Origin of the sequence: Massilia sp. UMI-21 (assembly GCA_015277795.1) — a bacterium.
Taxonomy (GTDB): Bacteria; Pseudomonadota; Gammaproteobacteria; order Burkholderiales; family Burkholderiaceae_D; genus Telluria.
In genome coordinates this window covers 4,445,061-4,465,929 of record CP063848.1, presented here as the reverse complement: position 1 = coordinate 4,465,929, position 20,869 = coordinate 4,445,061, and the positions used below count along the sequence as shown (strand labels likewise).

At 69.3% G+C, this 20,869-nt stretch carries 18 protein-coding genes; 3 read left to right on the top strand and 15 right to left on the bottom strand.

The annotated features are described in order from the left end of the window. Nucleotides 1–38: 38 nt before the first annotated feature. Genes IM543_19715 through IM543_19705 form a run of 3 tightly spaced genes read right to left on the bottom strand, consistent with a single transcriptional unit; the run spans nucleotide 39 to nucleotide 4,053 of the window. Nucleotides 39–2,261 carry a xanthine dehydrogenase family protein molybdopterin-binding subunit gene (locus tag IM543_19715; protein QOY93743.1) on the bottom strand — a complete coding sequence of 741 codons (2,223 nt, stop codon included), beginning with the start codon at nucleotides 2,259–2,261 and terminating at the stop codon, nucleotides 39–41. After that, entirely contained in the window at nucleotides 2,261–2,749 is a 489-nt protein-coding gene (locus IM543_19710) for a (2Fe-2S)-binding protein (GenBank protein ID QOY93742.1), read from the bottom strand. The genes IM543_19715 and IM543_19710 overlap by 1 nt, the downstream gene beginning before the upstream one ends. After that, nucleotides 2,746–4,053 (bottom strand): c-type cytochrome, encoded by a 1,308-nt coding sequence (locus IM543_19705; GenBank protein QOY93741.1) that lies wholly within the window; start codon nucleotides 4,051–4,053, stop codon nucleotides 2,746–2,748. The genes IM543_19710 and IM543_19705 overlap by 4 nt, the downstream gene beginning before the upstream one ends. A gap of 82 nt (nucleotides 4,054–4,135) precedes the next feature. Here IM543_19705 and IM543_19700 point away from each other — a divergent pair, with 82 nt between their 5' ends. Together IM543_19700 and IM543_19695 are read left to right on the top strand one after the other, a co-directional pair. Further along, the gene (locus IM543_19700; GenBank protein ID QOY93740.1) at nucleotides 4,136–4,480 is read left to right on the top strand and encodes a hypothetical protein; all 345 of its coding nucleotides are present in this window, start codon (nucleotides 4,136–4,138) and stop codon (nucleotides 4,478–4,480) included. A 96-nt stretch (nucleotides 4,481–4,576) separates the two neighbouring features. Further along, complete coding sequence (locus IM543_19695) at nucleotides 4,577–6,751, top strand: response regulator (GenBank protein ID QOY93739.1); 2,175 nt, start codon at nucleotides 4,577–4,579, stop codon at nucleotides 6,749–6,751. A 6-nt stretch (nucleotides 6,752–6,757) separates the two neighbouring features. Here IM543_19695 and IM543_19690 read toward each other — a convergent pair whose 3' ends face one another. The 4 genes from IM543_19690 to IM543_19675 form a co-directional block, all read right to left on the bottom strand. Beyond that, nucleotides 6,758–9,055 carry a hypothetical protein gene (locus tag IM543_19690; GenBank protein ID QOY93738.1) on the bottom strand — a complete coding sequence of 766 codons (2,298 nt, stop codon included), beginning with the start codon at nucleotides 9,053–9,055 and terminating at the stop codon, nucleotides 6,758–6,760. 94 nt (nucleotides 9,056–9,149) lie between these two features. Continuing rightward, nucleotides 9,150–9,959: a prolipoprotein diacylglyceryl transferase gene (locus IM543_19685; protein QOY93737.1), complete on the bottom strand. Its 810-nt coding sequence runs from the start codon at nucleotides 9,957–9,959 to the stop codon at nucleotides 9,150–9,152. 7 nt (nucleotides 9,960–9,966) lie between these two features. Then, entirely contained in the window at nucleotides 9,967–10,866 is a 900-nt protein-coding gene (locus tag IM543_19680; GenBank protein QOY93736.1) for a LysR family transcriptional regulator, read from the bottom strand. A gap of 77 nt (nucleotides 10,867–10,943) precedes the next feature. Further along, the gene (locus IM543_19675; GenBank protein ID QOY93735.1) at nucleotides 10,944–11,168 is read right to left on the bottom strand and encodes a TIGR04438 family Trp-rich protein; all 225 of its coding nucleotides are present in this window, start codon (nucleotides 11,166–11,168) and stop codon (nucleotides 10,944–10,946) included. Between the two features lie 174 nt (nucleotides 11,169–11,342). Between IM543_19675 and IM543_19670 the strand changes: the two genes are divergently transcribed. Then, nucleotides 11,343–11,651, top strand: coding sequence for a c-type cytochrome (locus IM543_19670; GenBank protein QOY93734.1), 309 nt, complete (start codon nucleotides 11,343–11,345; stop codon nucleotides 11,649–11,651). 79 nt (nucleotides 11,652–11,730) lie between these two features. Here IM543_19670 and IM543_19665 read toward each other — a convergent pair whose 3' ends face one another. The 8 genes from IM543_19665 to IM543_19630 form a co-directional block, all read right to left on the bottom strand. Then, nucleotides 11,731–12,453 (bottom strand): SIMPL domain-containing protein, encoded by a 723-nt coding sequence (locus IM543_19665; protein ID QOY93733.1) that lies wholly within the window; start codon nucleotides 12,451–12,453, stop codon nucleotides 11,731–11,733. 95 nt (nucleotides 12,454–12,548) lie between these two features. Continuing rightward, nucleotides 12,549–14,117 (bottom strand): FAD-dependent monooxygenase, encoded by a 1,569-nt coding sequence (locus IM543_19660; protein ID QOY93732.1) that lies wholly within the window; start codon nucleotides 14,115–14,117, stop codon nucleotides 12,549–12,551. Nucleotides 14,118–14,250: 133 nt separating this feature from the next. Then, entirely contained in the window at nucleotides 14,251–14,940 is a 690-nt protein-coding gene (locus IM543_19655) for an MFS transporter (protein QOY93731.1), read from the bottom strand. A gap of 79 nt (nucleotides 14,941–15,019) precedes the next feature. Further along, nucleotides 15,020–17,197 (bottom strand): gluconolaconase, encoded by a 2,178-nt coding sequence (locus IM543_19650; GenBank protein ID QOY93730.1) that lies wholly within the window; start codon nucleotides 17,195–17,197, stop codon nucleotides 15,020–15,022. A 95-nt stretch (nucleotides 17,198–17,292) separates the two neighbouring features. Beyond that, nucleotides 17,293–17,826 (bottom strand): transposase, encoded by a 534-nt coding sequence (locus IM543_19645; GenBank protein ID QOY93729.1) that lies wholly within the window; start codon nucleotides 17,824–17,826, stop codon nucleotides 17,293–17,295. An 84-nt stretch (nucleotides 17,827–17,910) separates the two neighbouring features. Further along, nucleotides 17,911–18,276 (bottom strand): hypothetical protein, encoded by a 366-nt coding sequence (locus tag IM543_19640; GenBank protein ID QOY93728.1) that lies wholly within the window; start codon nucleotides 18,274–18,276, stop codon nucleotides 17,911–17,913. Then, nucleotides 18,273–18,698 (bottom strand): DNA polymerase III subunit chi, encoded by a 426-nt coding sequence (locus tag IM543_19635; protein ID QOY93727.1) that lies wholly within the window; start codon nucleotides 18,696–18,698, stop codon nucleotides 18,273–18,275. The genes IM543_19640 and IM543_19635 overlap by 4 nt, the downstream gene beginning before the upstream one ends. A gap of 48 nt (nucleotides 18,699–18,746) precedes the next feature. Beyond that, nucleotides 18,747–20,852, bottom strand: coding sequence for a M3 family metallopeptidase (locus tag IM543_19630; GenBank protein QOY93726.1), 2,106 nt, complete (start codon nucleotides 20,850–20,852; stop codon nucleotides 18,747–18,749). Nucleotides 20,853–20,869 lie beyond the last annotated feature (17 nt).

Sequence of the window (20,869 nt, the reverse complement as noted above, 5' to 3'; positions counted from 1 at the left end):
AAAGGAATCCATACTACCGAAAAGACGTACATACAAACTCACCCATTGTCACCGTGCCGGCGCATGCGCGCGCGGTCCAGCGGCAGGTCGCGCACGCGCTCGCCGCAGGCGTCGGCCACCGCATTGGCCAGCGCCGCCGCGGCCGGTCCCTGGGCCGCCTCGCCGGTGCCCAGGAAAGGCTGGCCCGGGCGGTCCAGCAGGTGCACCGCGACCCGATCCGGCACCCCGTCGAAGCGCAGGATCGGGTAGCCGCCCCAGTCCTGGCTCAGTACCTGGGTGGCGTCGAAGCGCAGCTGTTCCAGCAGGGTCCAGCTGGCGGACTGGATGATGCCGCCCTCGATCTGGTTGCGTACCCCGTCCGGACTCACCACTTCGCCGCAGTCGACGGCAGCGTCCGCGCGGACGATGCGCACGAAGCCGGTGTCCAGCGCCACCTCGACTTCCAGCGCCACGGCGCAGTAGGCCGCGGAATTCTTGTAGCGGGCAAAGGCGAAGCCGCGTCCACGCCTGGCCGTGCGCTGGTAGCCGTTCCAGCCGAACTTCGCCGCCGCCAGCTTGACGACCTCGATGGCGCGCGGGTCCGCCAGGTGGCGCAGGCGGAAGGCCACCGGGTCGGCCGCGGCGAGCCGCGCCAGCTCGTCCATGAAGCTTTCGATCGCGAACACGTTGCAGTAGGCGCCGAGCGAACGCAGCGCCGAGGTGCGGAACGGGCCGGCCGGCTGGAAGCGGTGGGTCACGCGCGCATTCGGCAGCACGTAATAGGGGATGGCGTTGCGGTCGCCGCCGCCGTCCGGCTGCGGGATCGGCGTGGGCGGCGGCGGCGCGAACGGGCGCGCCAGCAGGGTGGCGGCCAGCAGGTTGCCGGCCCTGCCGGGGCGGGTGGCGTGGGCGCCGCTCCAGACCTCGTACTGCCAGTCGACGATGCCGCCTGTTGCATCGAGCGTGGCGGCGACATCCGCCACCATCGCCGGGCCGTAGGGCTCCCAGCCGTGTTCGTCCTCGCGCATCCATTGCACCCGCACCGGCAGCCCGGGGAAGGCGCGCGCCAGCAGCACCGCGTCGGCTGCAGCGTCGTCGGCGCCGTTGTGGCCATAGCAGCCGGCGCCCTCGCCGTGCATGCAGCGCAGGCTGTCCACGGGCACGCCCAGCAGCTCGGCCAGCGCGCGGCGCAGCGGGAACACGCCCTGCGAATGGGTCCACACCGTGTAGCGGCCTTCTTCCAGCAGCGCGATCGCGCACGAGGGGCCGACCGAGGCGTGCAGCTGCCAGGGCCGGGTGTAGCTGGCGCGGAGCCGGCGGCCGGCGGCGTTGGCGGCGCCGCGCGCCAGCACCTGCGTTGGCTGCGAGGGCAGGCTGCGCACCAGCGCTGCGAGCTCGCGTCCGGCCGGCAGCCTGGCCGGCAGCTCCCAGCGCGCCGCGCGCGCCAGCGCCCGGGCCGCCTTGATCGCGCGGAATTCCTCGTCGGCGATCACGGCCAGGAAGCGGCCGTCCTGCACCACTTCGAGCACGCCGGTCAGCTTCGCCACCGCGGCCGTGTCGACACCGAGCAGGCGCGCATCGGGGGAGGGCGGGCGCACCACGCGGCCGTGCACCATGGCCGGCATGCGGATGTCCTGGACGTAGGCCAGTTGCCCCTTGAGCTTGCCCGGGATGTCGACCCGCGGCAGCGTGGTCCCGATCCAGCGGCGCGCGTCGGGTGCCGGCGGCGGCACCGGAGGCGGCAGCGTGGCGCCGGCGCGCACGTGCAGGTCGCTGCCGGCCACCAGTTCGCTGAAGCTGACGCGCCGCCCGCCTGGTGCGCGAAACACGCTGTTGTCCTGCGCCAGCGCCGCGGCCGGCACCCCCAGGCGGAGGGCCGCCTTTTCATGCAGCAGGGCGCGCACCTGCGCCGCCGCGTGGCGGATCGCGGTGGCGCTGTCCTGCATCGAATGGCTGCCGGCCGTGTAGCCCTCGTCGGGCGTGCGCGCGGTGTCGGCGGTGATCAAGACCAGGCGCCCCGGATCGATCCGCAGTTCGTGCGCGGCCACCTGCAGCAGGGCGGTCTTGATGCCCTGGCCCAGTTCGACCTTGCCGGTGAAGACGGTCACCCGGTTGTCGCTGCCGACCCGGATCCAGGCGTCGAGCCAGGGATGCTCTGCCAGGCTGCCGGGCAGCGCGGCGGTGCCGGGCGCGGCGCGCAGCGGCAGCGCGAACGACAGGGTCAGGGCGCCGCCCGCCGTCAGGACGCGGCGCCGGGCCGGGTCGGGAGTCGTGCGCGGCATCAGTAGTTCCGGATCGGCTGGGCCGCGAGCACGTCGGCGGCGCGGCGCACCGCGCGCAGGATGCGCATGTGGGTGCCGCAGCGGCACAGGTTCGGCTGCATCCAGGCGCGGATCTGCGCGTCGCTGGGCGAGGCCACCTGCTCGAACAGGGCGGTGGCGCGCATGATCATGCCGGCGATGCAGTAGCCGCACTGCGCCGCCTGCTCCTCGATGAAGGCCTGCTGCAGCACGGAACTGGGTACCCAGCGCGTGCCGCCCGACTCCACCGTGCGCACCGCGCGGGCGCCGACCAGCGACACCGGCACCAGGCAGGACATCACCGGCTCCTTGTCGAGCATGACGGTGCAGGAGCCGCACTGCCCCAGGCCGCAGCCGAACTTGGCGCCGTTCAGTTTCAGGTCGTTGCGCAGCACGTAGAGCAGCGGCGTGTCGGCGTCGACCTCGACCTGCTGCGGCTTGCCGTTGACCTGCAGGGTAAATTTGCTCATGGCTTCCTCGCTTGTTGCACCGCCTGCTCGAGTTCCGGCCACGGCGCGGCCTGCGCGCCGTAGCGGCGCAGGTAGGCGGCCAGCGCCGTGAGCTGGGCGTCGCCCAGCACCGCGCCGAACGCGGGCATCCAGCGTCCCGCTTCGCCTGCCGGCGGCGCGATGCCCTGGCGGATGATCCGGATCAGGCTGCGCGGATCGGGGTCGTACAGCGCGACCGCTTTCTGCAGTTGCAGCGCGGCGCCCGAGCCGGGGCCGCGGCCGGCCTCGTGGCAGCTGGCGCAGGCCATCGCATAGGTGTCGTAGCCCAGGCGCATGCGCGCCAGGTCGGGATCCCGGTCGTCCGGCGCCGGCAGCGGGCCGTCCGCCTGCGCCGGGGTGGCGCGCGCCGGCGCCGCTTTCAGGTAGCCATGGATGTAGGTGGCGATGGCGGCGACGTCGGCGCCGTCGGCCCGGCCGAGCTGGATCGTCACCTCCTGCATCGGGCCGGCGGCGATGGCGTGCCCGGGGGCGATGCCGCTGCGCAGGTATTGGGCCAGATGCGCCTGGGTCCAGGGTAGTGGCGACGGCGAGTGCGCATTCAGCGCCGGCGCGTACCAGCCTTCGGCTTCGCCGCCTTCCAGCCGGCGCTCGAGATCGGGGCCGCCCAGCAGCGTGCGCGGCGTGTGGCACGCGCTGCAGTGCGCCAGGGTGTTGGCCAGGTAGGCGCCGCGGTTCCAGGCGGCCGACTGCCCGCTGTCCTGGCGCCAGGGCGACTGGTCCAGGTAGAGCAGGTTCCAGAACGCCAGCAGCGGCCGGAAGCCGAACGGGAAGCGCATTTGATTTTCGCGCGCCGGGGCCGCGATGGCGGGGCGCGTCATGAAGTAGGCGTACAGCGCGCGCATGTCGTCCTGCGCCAGCTTCGTATAGTGCGGGTAGGGAAAGGCGGGGTAGAGCAGGTGGCCGTCGCGCGCGACGCCCTGGCGCATGGCGCGGTCGAAGGCCGCCAGGTTCCAGTCGCCGATGCCGGTAGGCGCGTGCGGCGTGATGTTGGTGCTGTAGACGGTGCCGAAGGGCGTCTCCAGGCCCAGGCCGCCGGCGAAGGGCCGGCTCGGGTCCGCCGTGTGGCAGGACGCGCACATGCCGAGCCTGGCCAGATTGGCGCCGCGCTGCACCACAACCTGGTCGACGCGCTTCGCCGCGCTGTGCGCGGCTTGCGGGGCGATGGCGGGGCGCCACATGAGGAAGGCCGCGGCGAGCGCCAGCAGGACCAGCGCCGCCAGCGCCAGCCCCCATCGAACCTTGCGCGCGCGTGCCGGCCGCTTCATCTCGTGTTGCTCTCCTTGAAAGTGTGCGCACGGAGGATAACATGGGGCGAACCGGAGGGCGCCGCGGTGGTATGCTGGCGCCATGACTACCGATTCCGACATCGAGCTGTCCGGCCCCTTCCAGGCCAAGGACGGCAACGGCCGTACCCTCGACATCAAGGCGATCCGCATTTTTGACGAGGGCTACGGGATCATCGACGTATATGTCGACTTCAAGGCCAGGCTCGAGCCCGGGGCCCACAAGGACACGGTGCTGGTGCGCCAGATCGTCGAGCGCCTGCGCGCGCTCGGCTACAAGGGGCCGGACTTCGGCCATGGCGACCCGGGCCTGCAGGAGAGCAGCCTGATCGTGCTGGAAGCGCCCGAGGAATTCACCGCCTTCGCCAAGAGCCGCGGCTGGAAGAACCTGGCCGAAGACTTCGAGTAAGCGCCTGCCGCGCGCTGCGGCGGACCCGGCACTGACGCCGGCGATTTGCGCCGGTGTGTGCCTATAATGTGTTTTTTTTCGACACCGGTCCACTCCATGCTGCTGCGCCAAGGCTCCACCGTTTCGCTCCGGCGGCTGCTGGTACTGCTCACCGCTTTCGGGCTGTTGCCGCTGGCGCTGCTGGGCGTATGGGGCCTGCAACTGGTCGGCGAATACCAGCAGCGCGAGCAGCAGCGCTACCTGCTCGACCTGGCGCGCGCGCTCTCGAGCGCCGTCGACGCCGAAATCGATGGCGCCGTCGCGGTCCTGGGCGGCCTGGCGCGCTCGCCGGCGATGGCGGCCGGCGACCTGCGCACCGTCCACGACAGCGCGCGTATCCAGGTGGCGGCCCAGCCCGAGTGGCTGGCCGTGATCCTGACCGACGCCAGCGGCGCCATTCTGTTTCGCAGCAACGTGCCCTTCGGCGCACCGGCCGGCATCGTCGCCGACCCCGCCAGCCTGCGGCTGGCGACCGCCAGCCGCCAGCCGCTGGCCGGTCGCGTGGCGATGGGCAAGGGTGGCCGCGCCGCGTTCCCGGTGCGGGTCCCGGTCACCGATGATGCCGGCCGCCGCTACGTCCTGACTGCCGTGGTCCAGCCGGGCCGCATCCTGCGCGTGCTGGAGCGCCAGAAGGTGCCGCCCAGCTCCGTGATCGCGGTGATGGACGGCAGCCATGCCATCGTCGCGCGCTCGAAAGGCCAGCAGCGCGCGGCCGGCGGGCGGCCCAGTCCCTCGCTGCTGGCGCTGATGCGCGGCGGCCGGCAGGAGGCGGTGGGCGACACCGTCACGCTGGAAGGCGCGCAGGTGAGCACGGCTTTCACCCGTTCGCGCTACGGCTGGGTGGTGGCGATCGGCGTCCCCCCTTCGGCGCTGGCGCCGGCCTCGCTGCAGGGCATGGCGCTGTATGCGGTCGGGCTGGCCGCCTCGCTGCTGGCCAGCCTGCTGCTGGCAAGCATGCTGGCCAGCCGCATCGTGCGCTCCTTCCGCAGCCTGCAGCGCGGCACCGCGGCGCTTGGCGCCGGCCTGCCGGTCTCGGTGGCGCCGTCGCGCATCACCGAGATCGACGAGACCGGACGCGCGCTGATGGCCGCGGCCGGCCAGCGCGACGCCGACGAGGCCGAGCGCGCGCAGCTGCTGGCGTCGCTCGAACGCGCGCTCGAGGACAGCCGCGCCGCCGCCCGGGTCAAGGACGAATTCCTGGCCATGCTCGGCCACGAACTGCGCAATCCGCTCAGCCCCATCGTCGCCTCGCTCGACCTGATGGACCTGCGCAACGAGGCATCGAGCCAGCGCGAGCGCGTCATCCTGCGGCGCCAGGCCGGCCATCTCAAGCGCCTGGTGGACGACCTGCTCGACGTGTCCCGCATCACCAGCGGCAAGCTGCGCATCGAGCTGCGGCCGGTCGACCTGGCCGAGGTGGTGCGCCATGCGGTGGCGGCCTTCCCCGGCCTGGCCATCGATGTCCAGGCGCCGGGCGCGGCCTGGGTGCAGGGCGACGAGAGCCGGCTCACGCAGGTATTGAACAACCTGCTGTCGAACGCGGCGCGCTTCGGCAAGGGCAATGCGCAGGTGCGGCTGACGGTCGACGACGCCGCCACGACCGCGCGCCTGGCGGTGTGCGACGACGGCGTCGGCATGGACCGGGCCATGCTGGAGCGCGTGTTCGAACCCTTCTTCCAGGCGCCGCAACCGCTGGCGCGCCATACGGGCGGGCTCGGGCTGGGCCTGGCGATCGTGCGGCGCATCGTCGAACTGCACGGCGGGACAATCGCCGCCAGCAGCGAGGGCGTGGGCAAGGGCAGTTGCTTCGAGGTGGTGCTGCCGCTCGGCGCCCAGGCTGGCGGGGGACGAAAAAGCGCGCCGGCCGCGCTCGCGGAGGGCCAGGATGTGCTGCTGGTGGACGACAATCCCGATGCGCTGGCCGCGACCGCCGAGGTGCTGGCCTGCCTCGGGCACGCGGTGCGCACCGCGGACACGGCGCTGGCGGCGGTCGGGGAGGTGCGGCGCCGGGCGCCGGGCGTCGCGATCCTGGACATCGGCCTGCCGGACATGGATGGCTACGCGCTGGCGGCGCTGCTGCGCAAGGAGCAGCCGGGCTTGCGGCTGGTGGCGCTGACCGGCTACGGCCAGCGCGGCGACGTGGCGCAGGCGCTCGACGCCGGCTTCGACATGCACCTGACCAAGCCGGCGACGCTGGAAGACCTGCAGGGCGCGCTGAGCGCGGCCCGCTAGCCGCGCTCAGCGCGCGATGCCGATCATTTCGAACACGACGCGGGGCGATTGCGGATCGTTGGAATACAGTTCGTAGGTACCGGTGTAGGTACCGGTGACCAGGGTTTTTGTCTCCCAGTGCGAAAGCGGCTTGAATCCCATTTGCAGCTTCAGCGTGCCGCCCGGTGGTACGACGTGCACGATGTTCCCGACGTTCCCGAATCCGCTGGTGTCGTTGGGCGCGGGGGCGTCCATCGTGAAGCCCAGTCCACCCCAGCTGTCTCCCTCCGCACTGACCGGCTTGTTGGTGGACGTCACGTTTTCGGGCATGATGGACAGGCGCAGGCGCAAGTCGGCGGTGCCGGGGTTGGTGACGACGATGGTGCGGGAAGTCTTCGCGCTGGCGATGGAGTCGCCGAAGGCCAGCTCCATGATCGTGGGATGCGCGTTGAAATGCTTGCCGTCGATAACCAGCTTGGGCTGTGCGCCGCCAGGTTTCGCCCGGTGCGTGATGAACGGGTCGCCCTGCAGGCTGAGGGCGGGGCCGTTCATCTTGCCGGTCAAGGCTTCGGCGAAGGTGGCGCCGTAGGACAGCGACTGGTACATCGACTCGACGTAGCCCTTGTCTGCATCCGTCGAGGAGAAGACGACGGCGGTCGCTCCCATGACGAGCAGGGCGTCGCCGGTGGCCAGCATGGTCGTGCCGAATGAACCCGGTTGCAGGAAGTTCTGGGTCGAACAGGACTGCAGGTTCACGAACTTGGCGCGGATCGTGGAGGCGCCCAGCTCGGAGGCCGGGAAGGGGACGGAATCGGAGGAATAGAACTCGCGCGTGGGATCGGGGCCTTCGGCGACCACCAGGCCCCTGTTGCCGTGGCCATTGAAGCTGCACATCTCGGCATTGCTTTCCAGGCAGGCGCGGAAGCTGCCCAGGCGTTGCGCGCCGGTCCCGCTGTTCAGGTAGCTGACCTGGCCTGCGCCATACAGCGGCACGTCGGTCCACCAGCTGAGGGGATCGGGCCGTTCGAAATCGATGCGCAGCCAGAGCGCCTCGACGTGGCTGTAAGCCGGCTTCCAGCGCGCGTTCGCAGCGTCGGCGGCGCGGTGATAGGCGATCATCTGCTCCAGCTTCGCCCGCAGTTGCGCGTCCTGGCGCGCGCTGTCGGTGCCGCGCAGGATCGAGACCGTCATGCCGTTGCGGCAGGCCCGGTCCTCGCTGGTCATCCATAGATGGTCGGTCCCGCCCGGAATCTCCGACACCCTGTCGGTGCCCGGGGTGAAGCTGTAGCGGGTGCAGGCAGGCACCCGAAACGGATCGAGGTTGGGGACGGTGTCACCGTTGCTCAGGTCGATGTCCGTGGGGACCGCCACGTCGCCGACCAGGATGGCGCCATCCATCGCGCGCAACTGTTCACGCACCGCCGCGGCACTCCGGGCGGCTTCCCGCACCACGACGCTCCAGTGCGGACCATGGCGCCCGCTGCGTCCATTCAGGTCGGCAGCAAGCACGGTCGCCAGCGTGTCGAGGAGCGAACGCAGCGCGATGGCCTGGGCCGGCGCGACCAGCAGCGCCACCGTGTGGGGGACGGCCGGCACTTCGGCGTAGCCGTCCTGGACGATATAGGCACGCTGTGCGGAAAGCGCGGCAATGCCGGCGTCGACCCGGGCCGCGATGGCGGCCGCGGAGCTGTCGCTGTGCACGACACCCAGCATGTCGCGGACCAGCGCATTGCTGCCGGCGCCCGAATACAGCGCCCGTGTGGTTGGGCTATCGACCGCGCCGGTGAACACGGCGGCAGCGTCGGTCTTGCGCTGGAAGGTCGCCAGGTCGCTTCCCTGGGCGCCAGCCAGGATGCGCATGAGCGCTGCGGCGCGGTTCAGGCCATGCTGCCGGATGATCCCCGTCCAGTAGTCGAGCCCGGCCGGTTCCGCATCGCGGTTGAACCCCTGCCTGTACAGCGCCTCGATCAACAGGGCCGGCGAGTCGCCGTACAGGGATTGCGCTTCGGCGCTGTCCGACAAACCGTCGACGAGCGAGCGGATCCGGGCGTCGCTATCGTAGGCGGCGGCAAGGCCGCGCAGGTCGGCCGGCGCATGCAGGCGGAGCAGGACATCGGCATGCCAGGCCAGGCCGGCAGGATCGGCGGGGCGGCCGAAGAAGGCGACATACAGCTGTTGCACAAGAGGGAGGTAGGCGCTCGCCGAGGCCTGCGCATGGTGGACGGCGGCGAGCGTGGCCAGGCGTGGAAGCGGCGCATCCTGGGCGTTGCCGCCGCAGCCGCCCAGCGCCAGTATGGCGGCCAGGACGGCGAAAGACTTGTACATGGTGGGTCCGGTGTGACGGCTGTCGAATCCATCATCGTCACACCGAAGCGCCGGGCAGGCAAGGACGGGCGGGCAGTTTATGCCCGCGGCATGGTCAGGCGTGCGCCGGGCGCCCGTTCGGCTGGCGGTAGGCCCAGGCCAGCATCACCAGGGCGCCGACGATCATCGGCAGCGACAGCACCTGGCCCGAGGTGATCGGCATCCCGAGCACGGTGGTTTCCCAGTCCGGCACCCGGAAGTACTCGGTGGTGAAGCGCGCACAACCGTACAGCAGGGTGAACATGGCGCCCACCGCCAGGCGCGGGCGCTGCTTGCGCGCGTAGGGCCACAGGATCAGGAACACGACGATCCCGTCGAGCAGCATCTGGTACAGCGGCGACGGATGGCGCGGGCCCTCGACGCCCGGCCACAGCATGGCCCAGGGCAGGCTGGGGTCGGCCAGGCGGCCCGGCAGTTCGGCGTTGATGAAGTTGCCCAGGCGGCCGGCGGCATAGCCGAGCGGCACCATCGGCGCGATGAAGTCGTACACGTCGAGCAGGTTGCGCTTGCTCTTGCGCGCCCACAGCGCCATGGCGATCAGCACGCCCAGGAAGCCGCCGTGGAAGGACATGCCGCCGCGCCAGACCATGAAGATCTCGAGCGGATGCTGGAGGAAGTAGAGCGGCTGGTAGAACAGCACTTCGCCCAGGCGTCCGCCGAGCACCACGCCCAGCATGCCGTAGAACAGCATGTCGTCCAGGTCCTCGGCCTTCCAGCCCTGCGCCGCGATGTGCGGCTGGCGGATGCGCACGCGCCCCAGGATCAGGAACAGGGCGAAGGCCAGCACGTACATCAGGCCATACCAGTGGATCTGCACCGGTCCGATGGCGAAGGCAATGGGATCCGGCTGCGGATGAATCAGCATAATGGGTTCAATCTTTCTCGAGTAGTTCCAGGAAGCCCCTGAGCACGGGCGAGGCATGCTCGCGGCGCCAGGCCAGCCCCAGCTCGGCCAGCGGCGTGGGGTCGAGCAGGGCACGGTATTCTACGCCTGCGCGCATCAGGTTCGACACGGATTGTGGCACAAGTGCCAATCCCATGCCGCCGGAAACCAGGCTGACGATGGTCTGCATCTGCAGCGCTTCCTGGCCGATGACGGGGGTGATGCCGGCCGCGCGGAAGCACGACAGGATGGCGTCGTGCAGCGCCGGCGCCGCCGCGCGCGGGAAGATCACCAGCGGCAGCGGCGGCAGCTCGCGCAGGCGCACCGGCCCGTCGCCGCGCAGCAGCCCCGCCGGCACGCACAGGATCAGGGGCTCTTCCAGCAGCTTCATGTAGGCGAGCGCCGGGTTGGACAGATCGTCGGCCTGGCCCGTCAGCGGCGGGATCACGAAACCGGCGTCGATCCGGCCGCGCAGCAGGTCCTCGGCCTGCACGTCGGAGGTCGCTTCGCGCAGCACCAGGGCCACGTCCGGGAAGGCGGCGCGGTAGCGCTGCAGGATGGACGGCAGCACGCTGTAGTCGGCGGTGGAGACGAAGGCCAGGGTCAGGCGGCCTGCCTCGCCGGCGGCAACGCGGCGCACCAGTTCCGGCAGGGCCGCGGCGTCGCCCAGCAAGCGGCGCGCTTCCGGCAGCAGGGCGGCGCCGGCGGCGGTGAGCGCCACCAGGCGGCGGTTGCGCAGGAACAGCGAAGCGCCGAGCAGGTCTTCCAGTCCGGCGATGCTTTGCGAGAGCGGCGGCTGCGTCATGTGCAGGCGCTCGGCGGCACGGCCGAAATGCAGTTCTTCGGCGACCGTGACGAAATGGCGGAGCTGGCGGAGTTCGAGGTTCATTGATACGCGCCGTGTATGAATTTGGTCCGGTGATATGCGCAACATATCACACAAACGACGGTATCTTGTTGGCCGTGCTAGCGGCGCTTGAGGAAGCTTTGTTTCACGCGCGCCGCGCGGCGGCTGTTGAGGACGTGATGTTCTTTTTTCTTGTCGAGGCCCAGGGCTTTCTCGACGAACTCGAACCAGACGAAGGCGAACACCATCAAGGCGATAATGGTCCACCATGACAGGTCGGCAAAGCGCCAGACCTCGAACAGGCGCAGGCCGCTCAGGGCGGCGATCAGCAAAATCAGTGGCATGGAAGACTCCTTCACCGTGCATATTACAAAGAAATTCATTGCCTTGTGGAAAATTTCTGCTAGATGTGGGAATTCGTCAACATTGGCCTGTTACTGTCGTTACAGAGTGTATCGCTGCATGAAGCTGGGTGAAATTAACGGTAGAATGCATTTGTCATAAACCTGGAGAAACAAATGAAACGCTCGTTGCTGTTGTGTGTGGTGATGTCGGCCTTCGCGTCCACGGGCGCCTATGCCCAGGCCGATCTGGCGAAAGCCAAGAATTGCATGGCTTGCCACGCAGTCGCCAACAAGCTGGTCGGTCCGGCCTACAAGGACGTTGCCGCCAAGTATGCAGGCCAGAAAGGCGCCGAGGACAAGCTGGTGCAGAAAGTCATCAAGGGCGGCGCGGGCGTCTGGGGTCCGGTCCCGATGCCGGCCAATCCGCAGGTGAGCGAGGCCGAAGCCCGCAGCCTGGTGAAATGGGTGATGTCGCAGAAGTAATCGCTGCCCTGCGATGAATCGAGCGCGCCTGCGTCAGCATGGCGCGCTTTTTTTATGGCGTGCACGTCGCGCGCTGCCCCTATTTGCCGCCGATCCGGTAGATCACATCGACGCTCTGCGCCAGCCGCATCGCCTGCACCAGCGCCATGTCCGCCCTGGGGGGTGTGCGCCGGTCGCCGGTGTAGCGTCCGTTCGGATCGCTGGCCATGCCCATGGCCTGCGACAGGTTCTTCAGCGCGCCGGTCGACACGCCGGTGGCCGGCCCCAGCCTGGCGCCAACTCCGCGCGCGACGTTCTGGGCCTTGAGCTTGGCGGTGCCGAGCGCCTGGGCGAGCAGATCGCTCTCGACCTTGTCGCGGTCGCTGCGGCTGAAGGAGACCGCCAGCGATTCGATGTTTTTTACCACGAACAGCGCACGCAGCAATGGTGTCCACTGGCCGATGTCGCGTACGGTGACGTGCATGGCGACCCGGGTCTCCATCGGCACCGCTTGCCCCTCGGGCAGGGCGTCGACCTTGCGCGGGCGGCGCACGATATCCTGCACCAGCACGTCGTCCGCCGCCACGCCATGCTGGCAGAACAGCGCGCGGCTGACCTCGAGCTGCCCGGTGACGAGCTTCCAGGCGGCATCGGGATCCGCGTCGTAGGACACGATGTCCAGATCGAGCTCGCCGATGTCGGGCATCACATAGACCTCGGCTCCGGCATTCACGTGGATGAACGGATGGTTCGGGAGCTCGGCCGCCATGCCGGGGAAGGCAGTGGCGGCCAACAGCAGGGCGGCGGCGAATCGAGTCAGCATGGGCACTCCGTGGTGGGTAAGGAATGCCCGACAATAGATTATCTAGACACACTTGTCTACAACTTCCGGCGGCGTGTTCGCTGTTTATGCCTGGCTCATGGCGTGGTCGGACCAGGCTGGCACAGGCGGAAGCGCCGGTAGTCGATTTCGAAGAAATAGTCTTCCAGCGCCTGCGCCGAGGCGCCCGGGTCGCACAGCGCCACGTAGCCGTCCGGCCGCAGCAGGTAGCCGGCGTTGCGGCAGAAGCCGGCCTCGTCGTGCGCCGGGGTCCAGTCGAATTCGCGCAGGAGCATGCCGTGGCGCTTGCACCAGGCGCGCAGGTCGGGGTAGGCCTGGCCGTAGACCTGCACCTGCCAGTCGATCCGCGCCGGCGGGGCGAAGTTGTCCTGTCCCGCGCCGGCGGGCGCCACCCAGGGCAGCCGGTCGCCGCCGTGTATCCGGCCCGCCACGCCGCTCGACAGCGGGCTGTCGTGGTAGCTGATCGTGGTCTGCGACAGGATCCGGAAGATCATCTCGCGCACCGACGCGATGCCGTAGGCGGCGCTGGCGAACATCGGCGCGATCCGGGTGCGCACGAAGTCGGCGAAGCCGGAGTCGAGCGTGACGAAGCTGAACAAGCGGTCGGTGGTATCCACCAGCTTGCGGGCAAACGCGATGCGCTCCCGCTCGTAGGTGTCGAGCAGGCTGTCCGACGCGTCGCCGCGCACCACCGCGGCCAGCTTCCAGGCCAGGTTGATGGCGTCGCCGATGCCGGTATTCATGCCCTGGCCGCCTGCCGGGCTGTGCACGTGGGCGGCGTCGCCCAGCAGGAAAGCGCGGCCCTTGCGATAGTGGTCGGTCACCCGGTGGTGTACCCGGTAGGTCGAGAACCAGTGCACCTGCTCGACCTCCAGGCCCAGGCTGGCCATGGCGCGGTGGCTGACGTCGTTGAAGCTGAGCGCGCCGGCCGCATCGGTCATGTCGCCGTGCTCGTCGCGGATGGTCCCGACCAGGCGTCCGCGCCCGTGGTCGTCGTAGCCCAGGAAGATCACGAAGTCCGAGGTCTCGAGCGACAGGTGGATTTCGCCGTTGGCCGCCTGGCCGCGCGACTGCACGTCGGCGACGTAGAAGATGTGGTCGTAGGTGCCGCCGACGAAGCCGGTGCCGAGCCGGCGCCGCACGAACGAGCGGGCGCCGTCGCAGCCGGCCAGGTAACGCGCCGCGACCTGCAGGTCGGGCCCGTCGGCGCAACGCAGGCTGGCCAGCACCTCCTCGTCCTTTTCCTCGAAGGCGGCCAGTTCGGTGCGCCGCCGGATCGTCACGCCGGCGGCGTCGAGGTGGCGCACCAGCAGCTGCTCGTGCGCGTCCTGCGGATAGATCAGCACGTAGGGGTAGGGTGTCAGGCGGGCGCCGGCATCGCGCAGCGACAGCTGGGCGCGCCGCTTGCCGCGCACCCACAGGTTGATGCGGTGATTCGGCCGTCCCGCCGCGGCCACCTCGTCGGCCAGGCCGAGCGGGCGGTACAGCTCCAGCGTGCGCGCCTGCACCGCCATCGCACGCGAGGTCATGCCCGGCCCGTCGGTCCGGTCGACGATGCAGACCCGGATGCCCTGTTTTGCCAGCGCCAGCGCCAGCACCATGCCGGTGGGGCCTGCGCCGGCGATGAGCACGTCGTATCGGTCCATGATGACCTCCTGTTGCAAGCTCCTTGCACACCCTGTCTTTGGACAGATGCCGGAACGGCCGAAATGTTCCGCTCAAGGGGAGCTGCGCCCGGAAAATGGCTGGTCGAGACAGGGCGCCCCCTCGATGGGCGGATCAGAGCAGCCAGCGCCAGATGCCCGCCGCCCGGCCGGCCAGCGGTATATGCGCCCAGGTCGCCAGCAGCCAGACGACCAGTCCGCCGCCGAGCGCGTGGGCGCCGAAACCGCCGAAGCGCGCCCGGCCCTGGACGATGGCCGCGAACGGCCAGTAGCTGGTGCGCCCTTCCCAGGCCGGCCAGCCCTGCGGATCGAGCACTGCCTTCTTGCGGTCCTGGAGCGCCGCGCCGAGCAGGGACAGCACGATGATGGCCACGGCGACGATGAGGTTCCTGGTCACCGGATACACCAGGATGTGCACCATGCCCCAGATGGCGAAGGCCCACAGCATCGGATGCCGGGTGATGCCGTACACGCCGCGCGCCTGCGCGCCGGCCGCATTGTTGGCGCCGGGCAGGGCCGGGTTGCGGACAAACGAGCCGAGCAGCAGGATGGAAGCGGCCAGCATCAGGACCGTGGCCAGCGCCCAGATGCCGTCGCCGACGTCCCACAGCGGCGCCGTGACCGGCGCCTTCGGGTAGGCCCAGCCGATCGCGCCCAGGGTGCCGAAGGCCACCAGCGAATACACGGCCAGGAAAGCTTTTTCGCCCATGGCCCTGACCAGGGGGGCACGCAAGGGATGCGACAGCAAGAAATGCGATCCGACGAAGGCGCCGGCGCTTGCCAGCAGCAAGAATGTTCGGTCCATGCGCAGCTCCTATGTATTGACGGGTGGTCCCGACTATAGCAAATGCGCTCGTCGATGTCCTATGAAGACGTCTGGCGCTTCATTCAATCACGAGCGGCAAATCGCGCCCTTCGCGCGCCACCTGGCCGGCGTAGTCGGCGGCGTGGATGCGCAGGACGTACTCGCCCGGGGCGATGCCGCCGAGCTGCCAACTGCCGGCCTCCACCTCGCCGTCGCGCAGGCGGTTGTGGACCGCGTAGGCGAACTGGGTCGCCTTGCTGCCGTACACGGTGATGCCGCTGCTGGGGGCGTACACCAGCTTGACGGCTTCCGGATTGCGCGGCAGGCGGTCGTACACCTGGGTGATCAGCGGGCGCTCGAAACCGGCCACGGGCGTGCCGTCGGCATGCAGCAGCTGGTAGCCGAGCTTGTACAGGCCGAGGCGGCGGCGCGCCAGGTTGCCGTTCACCTGGTCGTAGGCGTCGACCACGATGTGCACCTCGCCCAGCGAGCGCGGCACGCGCAGGCGTTTGTCCGCCACCGGGCGCTTGCGCGTGCCCACGGGCGCACGCAGGCGCTTGCCGGCCGTGTCGAACAGGGCGATGCTGTTGATGTGCGGTGCCACCGTGTCGGTGAAGCCCACGAACGGCAGGCTGAGCGGATTGACCACCGCGCCGCCCTGGTAATAGTCGAGGTGGACGTGGGCCATCGCATTGATGGTGCCGAGCGGGTCGCCCACGGCGAAGCGGGTGCCGCGCGGCACCCGCACGCGTTCCGGCCTGCCGCGCTCGCCCGTCAATATCCGGAAGCGCGCATCGAGCGGCTTGCCACGGCGATCGCGCCCCACCCGCATGTGGATGTAGGACAGCGGACCGATGCTGATGCCTTCGCTGAGCGAGTCGAAGCCCCAGTTGGCGTAGGGGTCCGACACCTTTGCGGGGAGCACGGCCAGCACGGTCGAACCGACGTCGGCGCGCACGTCGAGGCCGGCGTGGAAGTGGTCGCGGCTTTCGCCGTTGTAGCTGCCGCGCACCTCGCCCATCACGCCGACCACCTCGTGCACGCTGTCTTGCGGGCCGACCGGCCAGGGCATCGCTTGCTGGCGCGCGACGGCCACCGGTTGCGGCCGCGCCGGCGCCGCTTCGCCCGGCCGCGGGCGCGCCAGCCGGTGCAGGCGGTGGGCTTCGGCATCGGCCACCACCAGGCTGCCGTCGCGCTCGACCGCGATGCCGCGCGGGCCGTAGAGCTGGACCTTGCCGTCGGGCCCGAAGCCGTCGCCGGAGGCCGGCAGGTCGGCATCCGGCAGCGGACCGATCTCGCCGTCGGGCGTGCGCTGCAGGATGCGCCCGCCGGAACCGGCGGCGATATACAGGTAGCCGTCGCGCGTCAGCGCCAGGCCGACCGGGCGCCGCAGCGCCGGGCGCCGCAGCGGCGCCCGGCGCTCGCCTTCGGGCGGGACCGCGATGGTGGTGACCGTGCCATCCAGGGCGATCCGGCGGATCGCGTTGTTGCCGGTATCGGCTACGTAGAGCGTGCCGTTGGTCGTGACCGCGACCGCGCTCGGGGTGTCGAAGGCGGCGGCGCTGCCCACGCCGTCGGCGTTGCCGGGCTTGCCGCTGCCGGCGATGGTCGTGACCGCGCCGTCGCGGCCGATGCGGCGGATGCGGTCGTTGTAGGTATCGGCCACGTAGACGACGCCGGCGTCGTCCACGGCCAGGCCGACCGGCCCGTTGAATTGCGCCGCGCGTCCGACGCCGTCACGCTCGCCCGGGCTGCCGTTGCCGGCCAGGGTGGTAACGCCGCCGTCCTTCGTGATCTTGCGGATGGCGTGGTTGCCGGTATCGGCGACGTACAGGTTGCCCAGGTGGTCGAAGGCGATGGCGGACGGCGTGTGGAAGGCCGCGGCGCTGCCGACGCCGTCCTGGAAGCCTTCGCGGCTGCCGGCGAAGGTGGCCACGCTGCCGTCGGGCGCGATGCTGCGGATGCGGTTGCTGATGCCGGCATCGGCGACGTAGACCGTGCCGCGGCGGTCGAGGGCGACGCCGAACGGGTCGTCGAAGCGGCTCGCCGCGGCGGGGCCATCAAGCATGCCGGGAATGCCGTCGCCGGCCAGGGTCGTGATGCGCGCGGGCCAGAAGGGCAGCGTCTTCGCCACCTTCGGGGTGAACACGGCGATGGCGCCCGGCTGGCGCTCGATGGTGTCGGTGAAATACAGGACGGCGCCGGCAATGGCGACGCCCGCGCCCGCGAGCGCGGCGATCAGGATCTTTCGGTTCACTGGAGCTGCCGGATGATTGCAGAGGCTGCAATCTTACCGTAGGGTGGACGGCTCCGCCGTCCGCGCGTCCAACTGACGTGCGCACTGGGGCGGCGCTATTCGAACTCCATACTGTCGCACGCCGCGTTGCCGCCCCATTCAATCGGATACACCCCATTGCGAACAAACCGCCCAAACGTCGTATACGGCCACGCCGATGCACTGCTTACCAATCCATGCTTGACCGGGTTGAAGTGAATGTAATCGACATGGCGTTCCATGTCGGCTTCGTTCCGGATCTGGTGCTCCCAGAATCGGCGCTGCCAGATCGCAGCCGCGCCTCGGTCCTGACGGGATCTCGACAGCGTCATGGGATACAGCCGCCCGCACGAGAACGAGACATGGTGCTTGATTTGCGACCAGCGGGACGAGAAGTCGGCGTCACCCTCGGGCAAGGTCCAGATGCAATGCAGATGATCAGGCATCAACACCATCGCATCGATAGCGAACGGCAGACGCGCACGCACGCGTTCGATGGCGTGGCGCAAGGCAAGCCGCACGGGCTCATCGCACAGGATGGGGCGGCGACGATGCGTGACGACCGTGAAGAAGTAGGTCGTACCGGTCAGGGAGCGGCGGTAGTAGGGCATCGACGCATGTTAGTTTGGCGCCGAAATTGTAGGGTGCGTCAGATCAAGCGGGAGTTGAACGCGCGGCCGGCAAAGCCGCCCACCCTACGTGCGCAGATACTCGAGCTCTTGCGTCACCGCCTGGCGCACGACCTCGCCCAGCGCCTCGTGCAGGCCGGTGCGCAGGTCGGCGGTGAAGCTGTCGAGGGTGCGCTGCATGGCGTCGGCCATGGCGTCGCGCACGCGCTGTTCGAGCACGAAGTCGACCCGGCCCTGCAGCTGCTGCAGCACGCGCTCGGTCACGCGGCGCTCCAGCACGCTCCATTCCTCGCCGGTCCAGCGCTCGCTGGCGCGGCGTTCCAGCCCTTCGGCCGCAGGCGCAGGCGCCGGCGCCGGCGTGGGCGCCATCGGCTCGGTGACGACTTCGGTCAGTACCGGGATGCTCGGGTCGAACGGGGCGTTCTGGTTCATGACTGTCCTGCGACGAAGTGGGTAAGCGGATAGTTCTGCTTCTTGTAGGCGACATAGCGCTGGCGCCCGGCGGCGGCGTCGTCTTCGTCGATCGAGATGATCTCGAACACGCGCGCGAATTGCCCCAGTTTAGCGGGCGTGCGGCGGGTGAGGTTGACCAGCATCTCATGATGCGGCAGTTCGGCGCCTTCGTCGGCGGTCACGATCACCGGCGTCTCGGCGGCCAGCGGGTCGCCGGCCAGCACGTGCGGGATGAAGTCGGTGCTGGACAACGTCCACAGCGCCGCGTTCAGCGCCTCGGCCTGCGCGGCATCCTCGGCCAGCAGCACGACCCTGGCTTTGGATGCATACGCCTTGCGGGCCAGGCGGCAGGCGTAGGCCAGCTTGTCGGGGATGTTGGTATGGAAGTCGATGCGGGTCATGTGCTTGCAAAAGAAGGGGGCGGCCATGAAGGGCCACCCTTTGGTGGATCAGGCGCCGATGTTGCTTTGCGCGCCGCCGCCCTGGATCATGCCGCTATGGCGCAGCAGCGCATCGATCGAGGGTTCGCGGCCGCGGAAGGCCCGGAACGACTCCAGCGCCGGACGCGAGCCGCCCACCGCCAGGATCTCCTGCTGGAAGCGCTTGCCGGTCTCCTGCAGCTGGCCCGACTCCAAGGCCTCTTCGAACGCGGCATAGGCGTCCGCCGACAGCACCTCGGCCCACTTGTAGCTGTAGTAGCCGGCCGCGTAGCCGCCCGAGAAGATGTGGCCGAACGAATGCTGGAAGCGGTTGAAGCTCGGCGGGATCATCACCGAGAACTGCCGGCGGATGTCGTCGATCAGCCCCTGCACCGTGCGCTCGGCTTTCGGATCGAAATCGTAGTGCAGGTGCATGTCGATCAGCGAGAACTCGACCTGGCGCAGCGTCATCATCCCGGACTGGAAGTTCTTCGCCGCCAGCATCTTGTCGTACAAGGCGCGCGGCAGCGGCTCGCCGGTTTTGACGTGCGCGGTCATCTGCTGCAGCTTGTCCCACTCCCAGCAGAAGTTTTCCATGAACTGCGAAGGCAGCTCCACCGCGTCCCATTCCACGCCCGAGATGCCCGACACCGACAGTTCCTCGACTTCGGTCAGCATGTGGTGCAGGCCGTGGCCGAACTCGTGAAACAGGGTGATGACTTCGTCGTGGGTGAACAGCGACGGCTGCTGCTTGCCGTCCACCAGCGCCGGCGGGGTGAAGTTGCAGGTCAGGTAGGCGATCGGGGTCTGCACGATGCCCCCGAACGTGACGCGGCGGCCGCGCGCATCGTCCATCCAGGCGCCCTGGTTCTTGCCTTCGCGCGCATACAGGTCGAGGTAGAACTGGCCGACCAGCTGGCCGTCGCGCTCGATGCGGAAGAAGCGCACGTCCGGATGCCATACCGGCGCGTCATCGGATTTGATCTGCACGCCGAACAGGTCCTGGATGACCGTGAACAGGCCCTGCACCACTTTCGGCTCGGGGAAGTATTCCTTCACTTCCTTCTCGGAGAAGGCATAGCGCCGCTCGCGCAGCTTCTCGGACGCATAGGCCACGTCCCAGGATTGCATGTCTTCGATACCCAGCTCGTCGCGCGCGAAGGCGCGCAGCTCTTCCAGGTCCTTCTCGGCGAACGGACGGGCGCGCTTGGCCAGGTCTTCGAGAAACTCGACCACGTGCTGCGGGCTCTCGGCCATCTTCGGCACCAGCGAGACCTCGGCGAAGCTGGCGTACTCCAGCAGCTGGGCTTCTTCATGGCGCAGCTGCAGCAGCTTGACGATGTTGGCGGTGTTGTCCCACTCGGCGGCCTTGCTGAACATGGTGCCGGCATCCGAGGCCTTGGTGCTGCTGGCGCGGTAGATGGTTTCGCGCAAGGCGCGGTTGTCGCAGAACTGCAGCACCGGGTAGTAGGATGGGAAGTGCAGGGTGAACTGCCAGCCGGCCTTGCCGTCCTTCTCGGCCGAAGCGCGCGCGGCGGCCTTGACGTCGTCCGGGATGCCCGACAGTTCGTCTTCGTTCTCGACCAGCAGCTTGTAGTCGTTGGTGGCGTCCAGCACGTTCTGCGAGAAGCGGGTGCTTGTTGCGGACTGCTGTTCCTGGATCTCGGCGAAGCGTTCCTTTTTATCGTCGGGCAGTTCGGCGCCGCCCAGGCGGAAGTCGCGCAGCGCGTTCTCGACGATGCGCTTGCGCGCCGGGCTCAGGCTGTCGTAGTCTGCGCCGGCGCGCAGCATCTTGTACTTGGCGAACAGCGCCTCGTTCTGGCCGATCGAGGTCCAGAACTCGATGACCTTGGGCTGGTTCTCGTTGTAGGTGGCGCGCAGCTCGGGCGTGTCCGCCACGTGGTTCAGGTGGTTGACCACGCCCCAGGCGCGGCCCAGGCGCTCGGTGGCTTCCTCGAGCGGCACCACGAAGCTGTCCCAGCTGATCTGGTCGGAAGGCGCTTCCAGCCGGGCGACCACGTCGGCCGCCTGCTTGATGAGTTGCTCGATGGCCGGGGTCACGTGCTCCGGCTTGACCTGGTCGAACCGGGTCAGGCCCGAAAAATCGAGGAGGGGATTGCTGGTAGCGATGGTCATGGCGTTCCTTTTAGGGT

Excerpts from the sequence above, each read along its gene's own strand:
- IM543_19715 (QOY93743.1), bottom strand. The coding sequence starts at position 2,261 with ATGCCGCGCACGACTCCCGACCCGGCCCGGCGCCGCGTCCTGACGGCG.
- IM543_19710 (QOY93742.1), bottom strand. The coding sequence starts at position 2,749 with ATGAGCAAATTTACCCTGCAGGTCAACGGCAAGCCGCAGCAGGTCGAG.
- IM543_19705 (QOY93741.1), bottom strand. The coding sequence starts at position 4,053 with ATGAAGCGGCCGGCACGCGCGCGCAAGGTTCGATGGGGGCTGGCGCTG.
- IM543_19700 (QOY93740.1), top strand. The coding sequence starts at position 4,136 with ATGACTACCGATTCCGACATCGAGCTGTCCGGCCCCTTCCAGGCCAAG.
- IM543_19695 (QOY93739.1), top strand. The coding sequence starts at position 4,577 with ATGCTGCTGCGCCAAGGCTCCACCGTTTCGCTCCGGCGGCTGCTGGTA.
- IM543_19690 (QOY93738.1), bottom strand. The coding sequence starts at position 9,055 with ATGTACAAGTCTTTCGCCGTCCTGGCCGCCATACTGGCGCTGGGCGGC.
- IM543_19685 (QOY93737.1), bottom strand. The coding sequence starts at position 9,959 with ATGCTGATTCATCCGCAGCCGGATCCCATTGCCTTCGCCATCGGACCG.
- IM543_19680 (QOY93736.1), bottom strand. The coding sequence starts at position 10,866 with ATGAACCTCGAACTCCGCCAGCTCCGCCATTTCGTCACGGTCGCCGAA.
- IM543_19675 (QOY93735.1), bottom strand. The coding sequence starts at position 11,168 with ATGCCACTGATTTTGCTGATCGCCGCCCTGAGCGGCCTGCGCCTGTTC.
- IM543_19670 (QOY93734.1), top strand. The coding sequence starts at position 11,343 with ATGAAACGCTCGTTGCTGTTGTGTGTGGTGATGTCGGCCTTCGCGTCC.
- IM543_19665 (QOY93733.1), bottom strand. The coding sequence starts at position 12,453 with ATGCTGACTCGATTCGCCGCCGCCCTGCTGTTGGCCGCCACTGCCTTC.
- IM543_19660 (QOY93732.1), bottom strand. The coding sequence starts at position 14,117 with ATGGACCGATACGACGTGCTCATCGCCGGCGCAGGCCCCACCGGCATG.
- IM543_19655 (QOY93731.1), bottom strand. The coding sequence starts at position 14,940 with ATGGACCGAACATTCTTGCTGCTGGCAAGCGCCGGCGCCTTCGTCGGA.
- IM543_19645 (QOY93729.1), bottom strand. The coding sequence starts at position 17,826 with ATGCCCTACTACCGCCGCTCCCTGACCGGTACGACCTACTTCTTCACG.
- IM543_19640 (QOY93728.1), bottom strand. The coding sequence starts at position 18,276 with ATGAACCAGAACGCCCCGTTCGACCCGAGCATCCCGGTACTGACCGAA.
- IM543_19635 (QOY93727.1), bottom strand. The coding sequence starts at position 18,698 with ATGACCCGCATCGACTTCCATACCAACATCCCCGACAAGCTGGCCTAC.
- IM543_19630 (QOY93726.1), bottom strand. The coding sequence starts at position 20,852 with ATGACCATCGCTACCAGCAATCCCCTCCTCGATTTTTCGGGCCTGACC.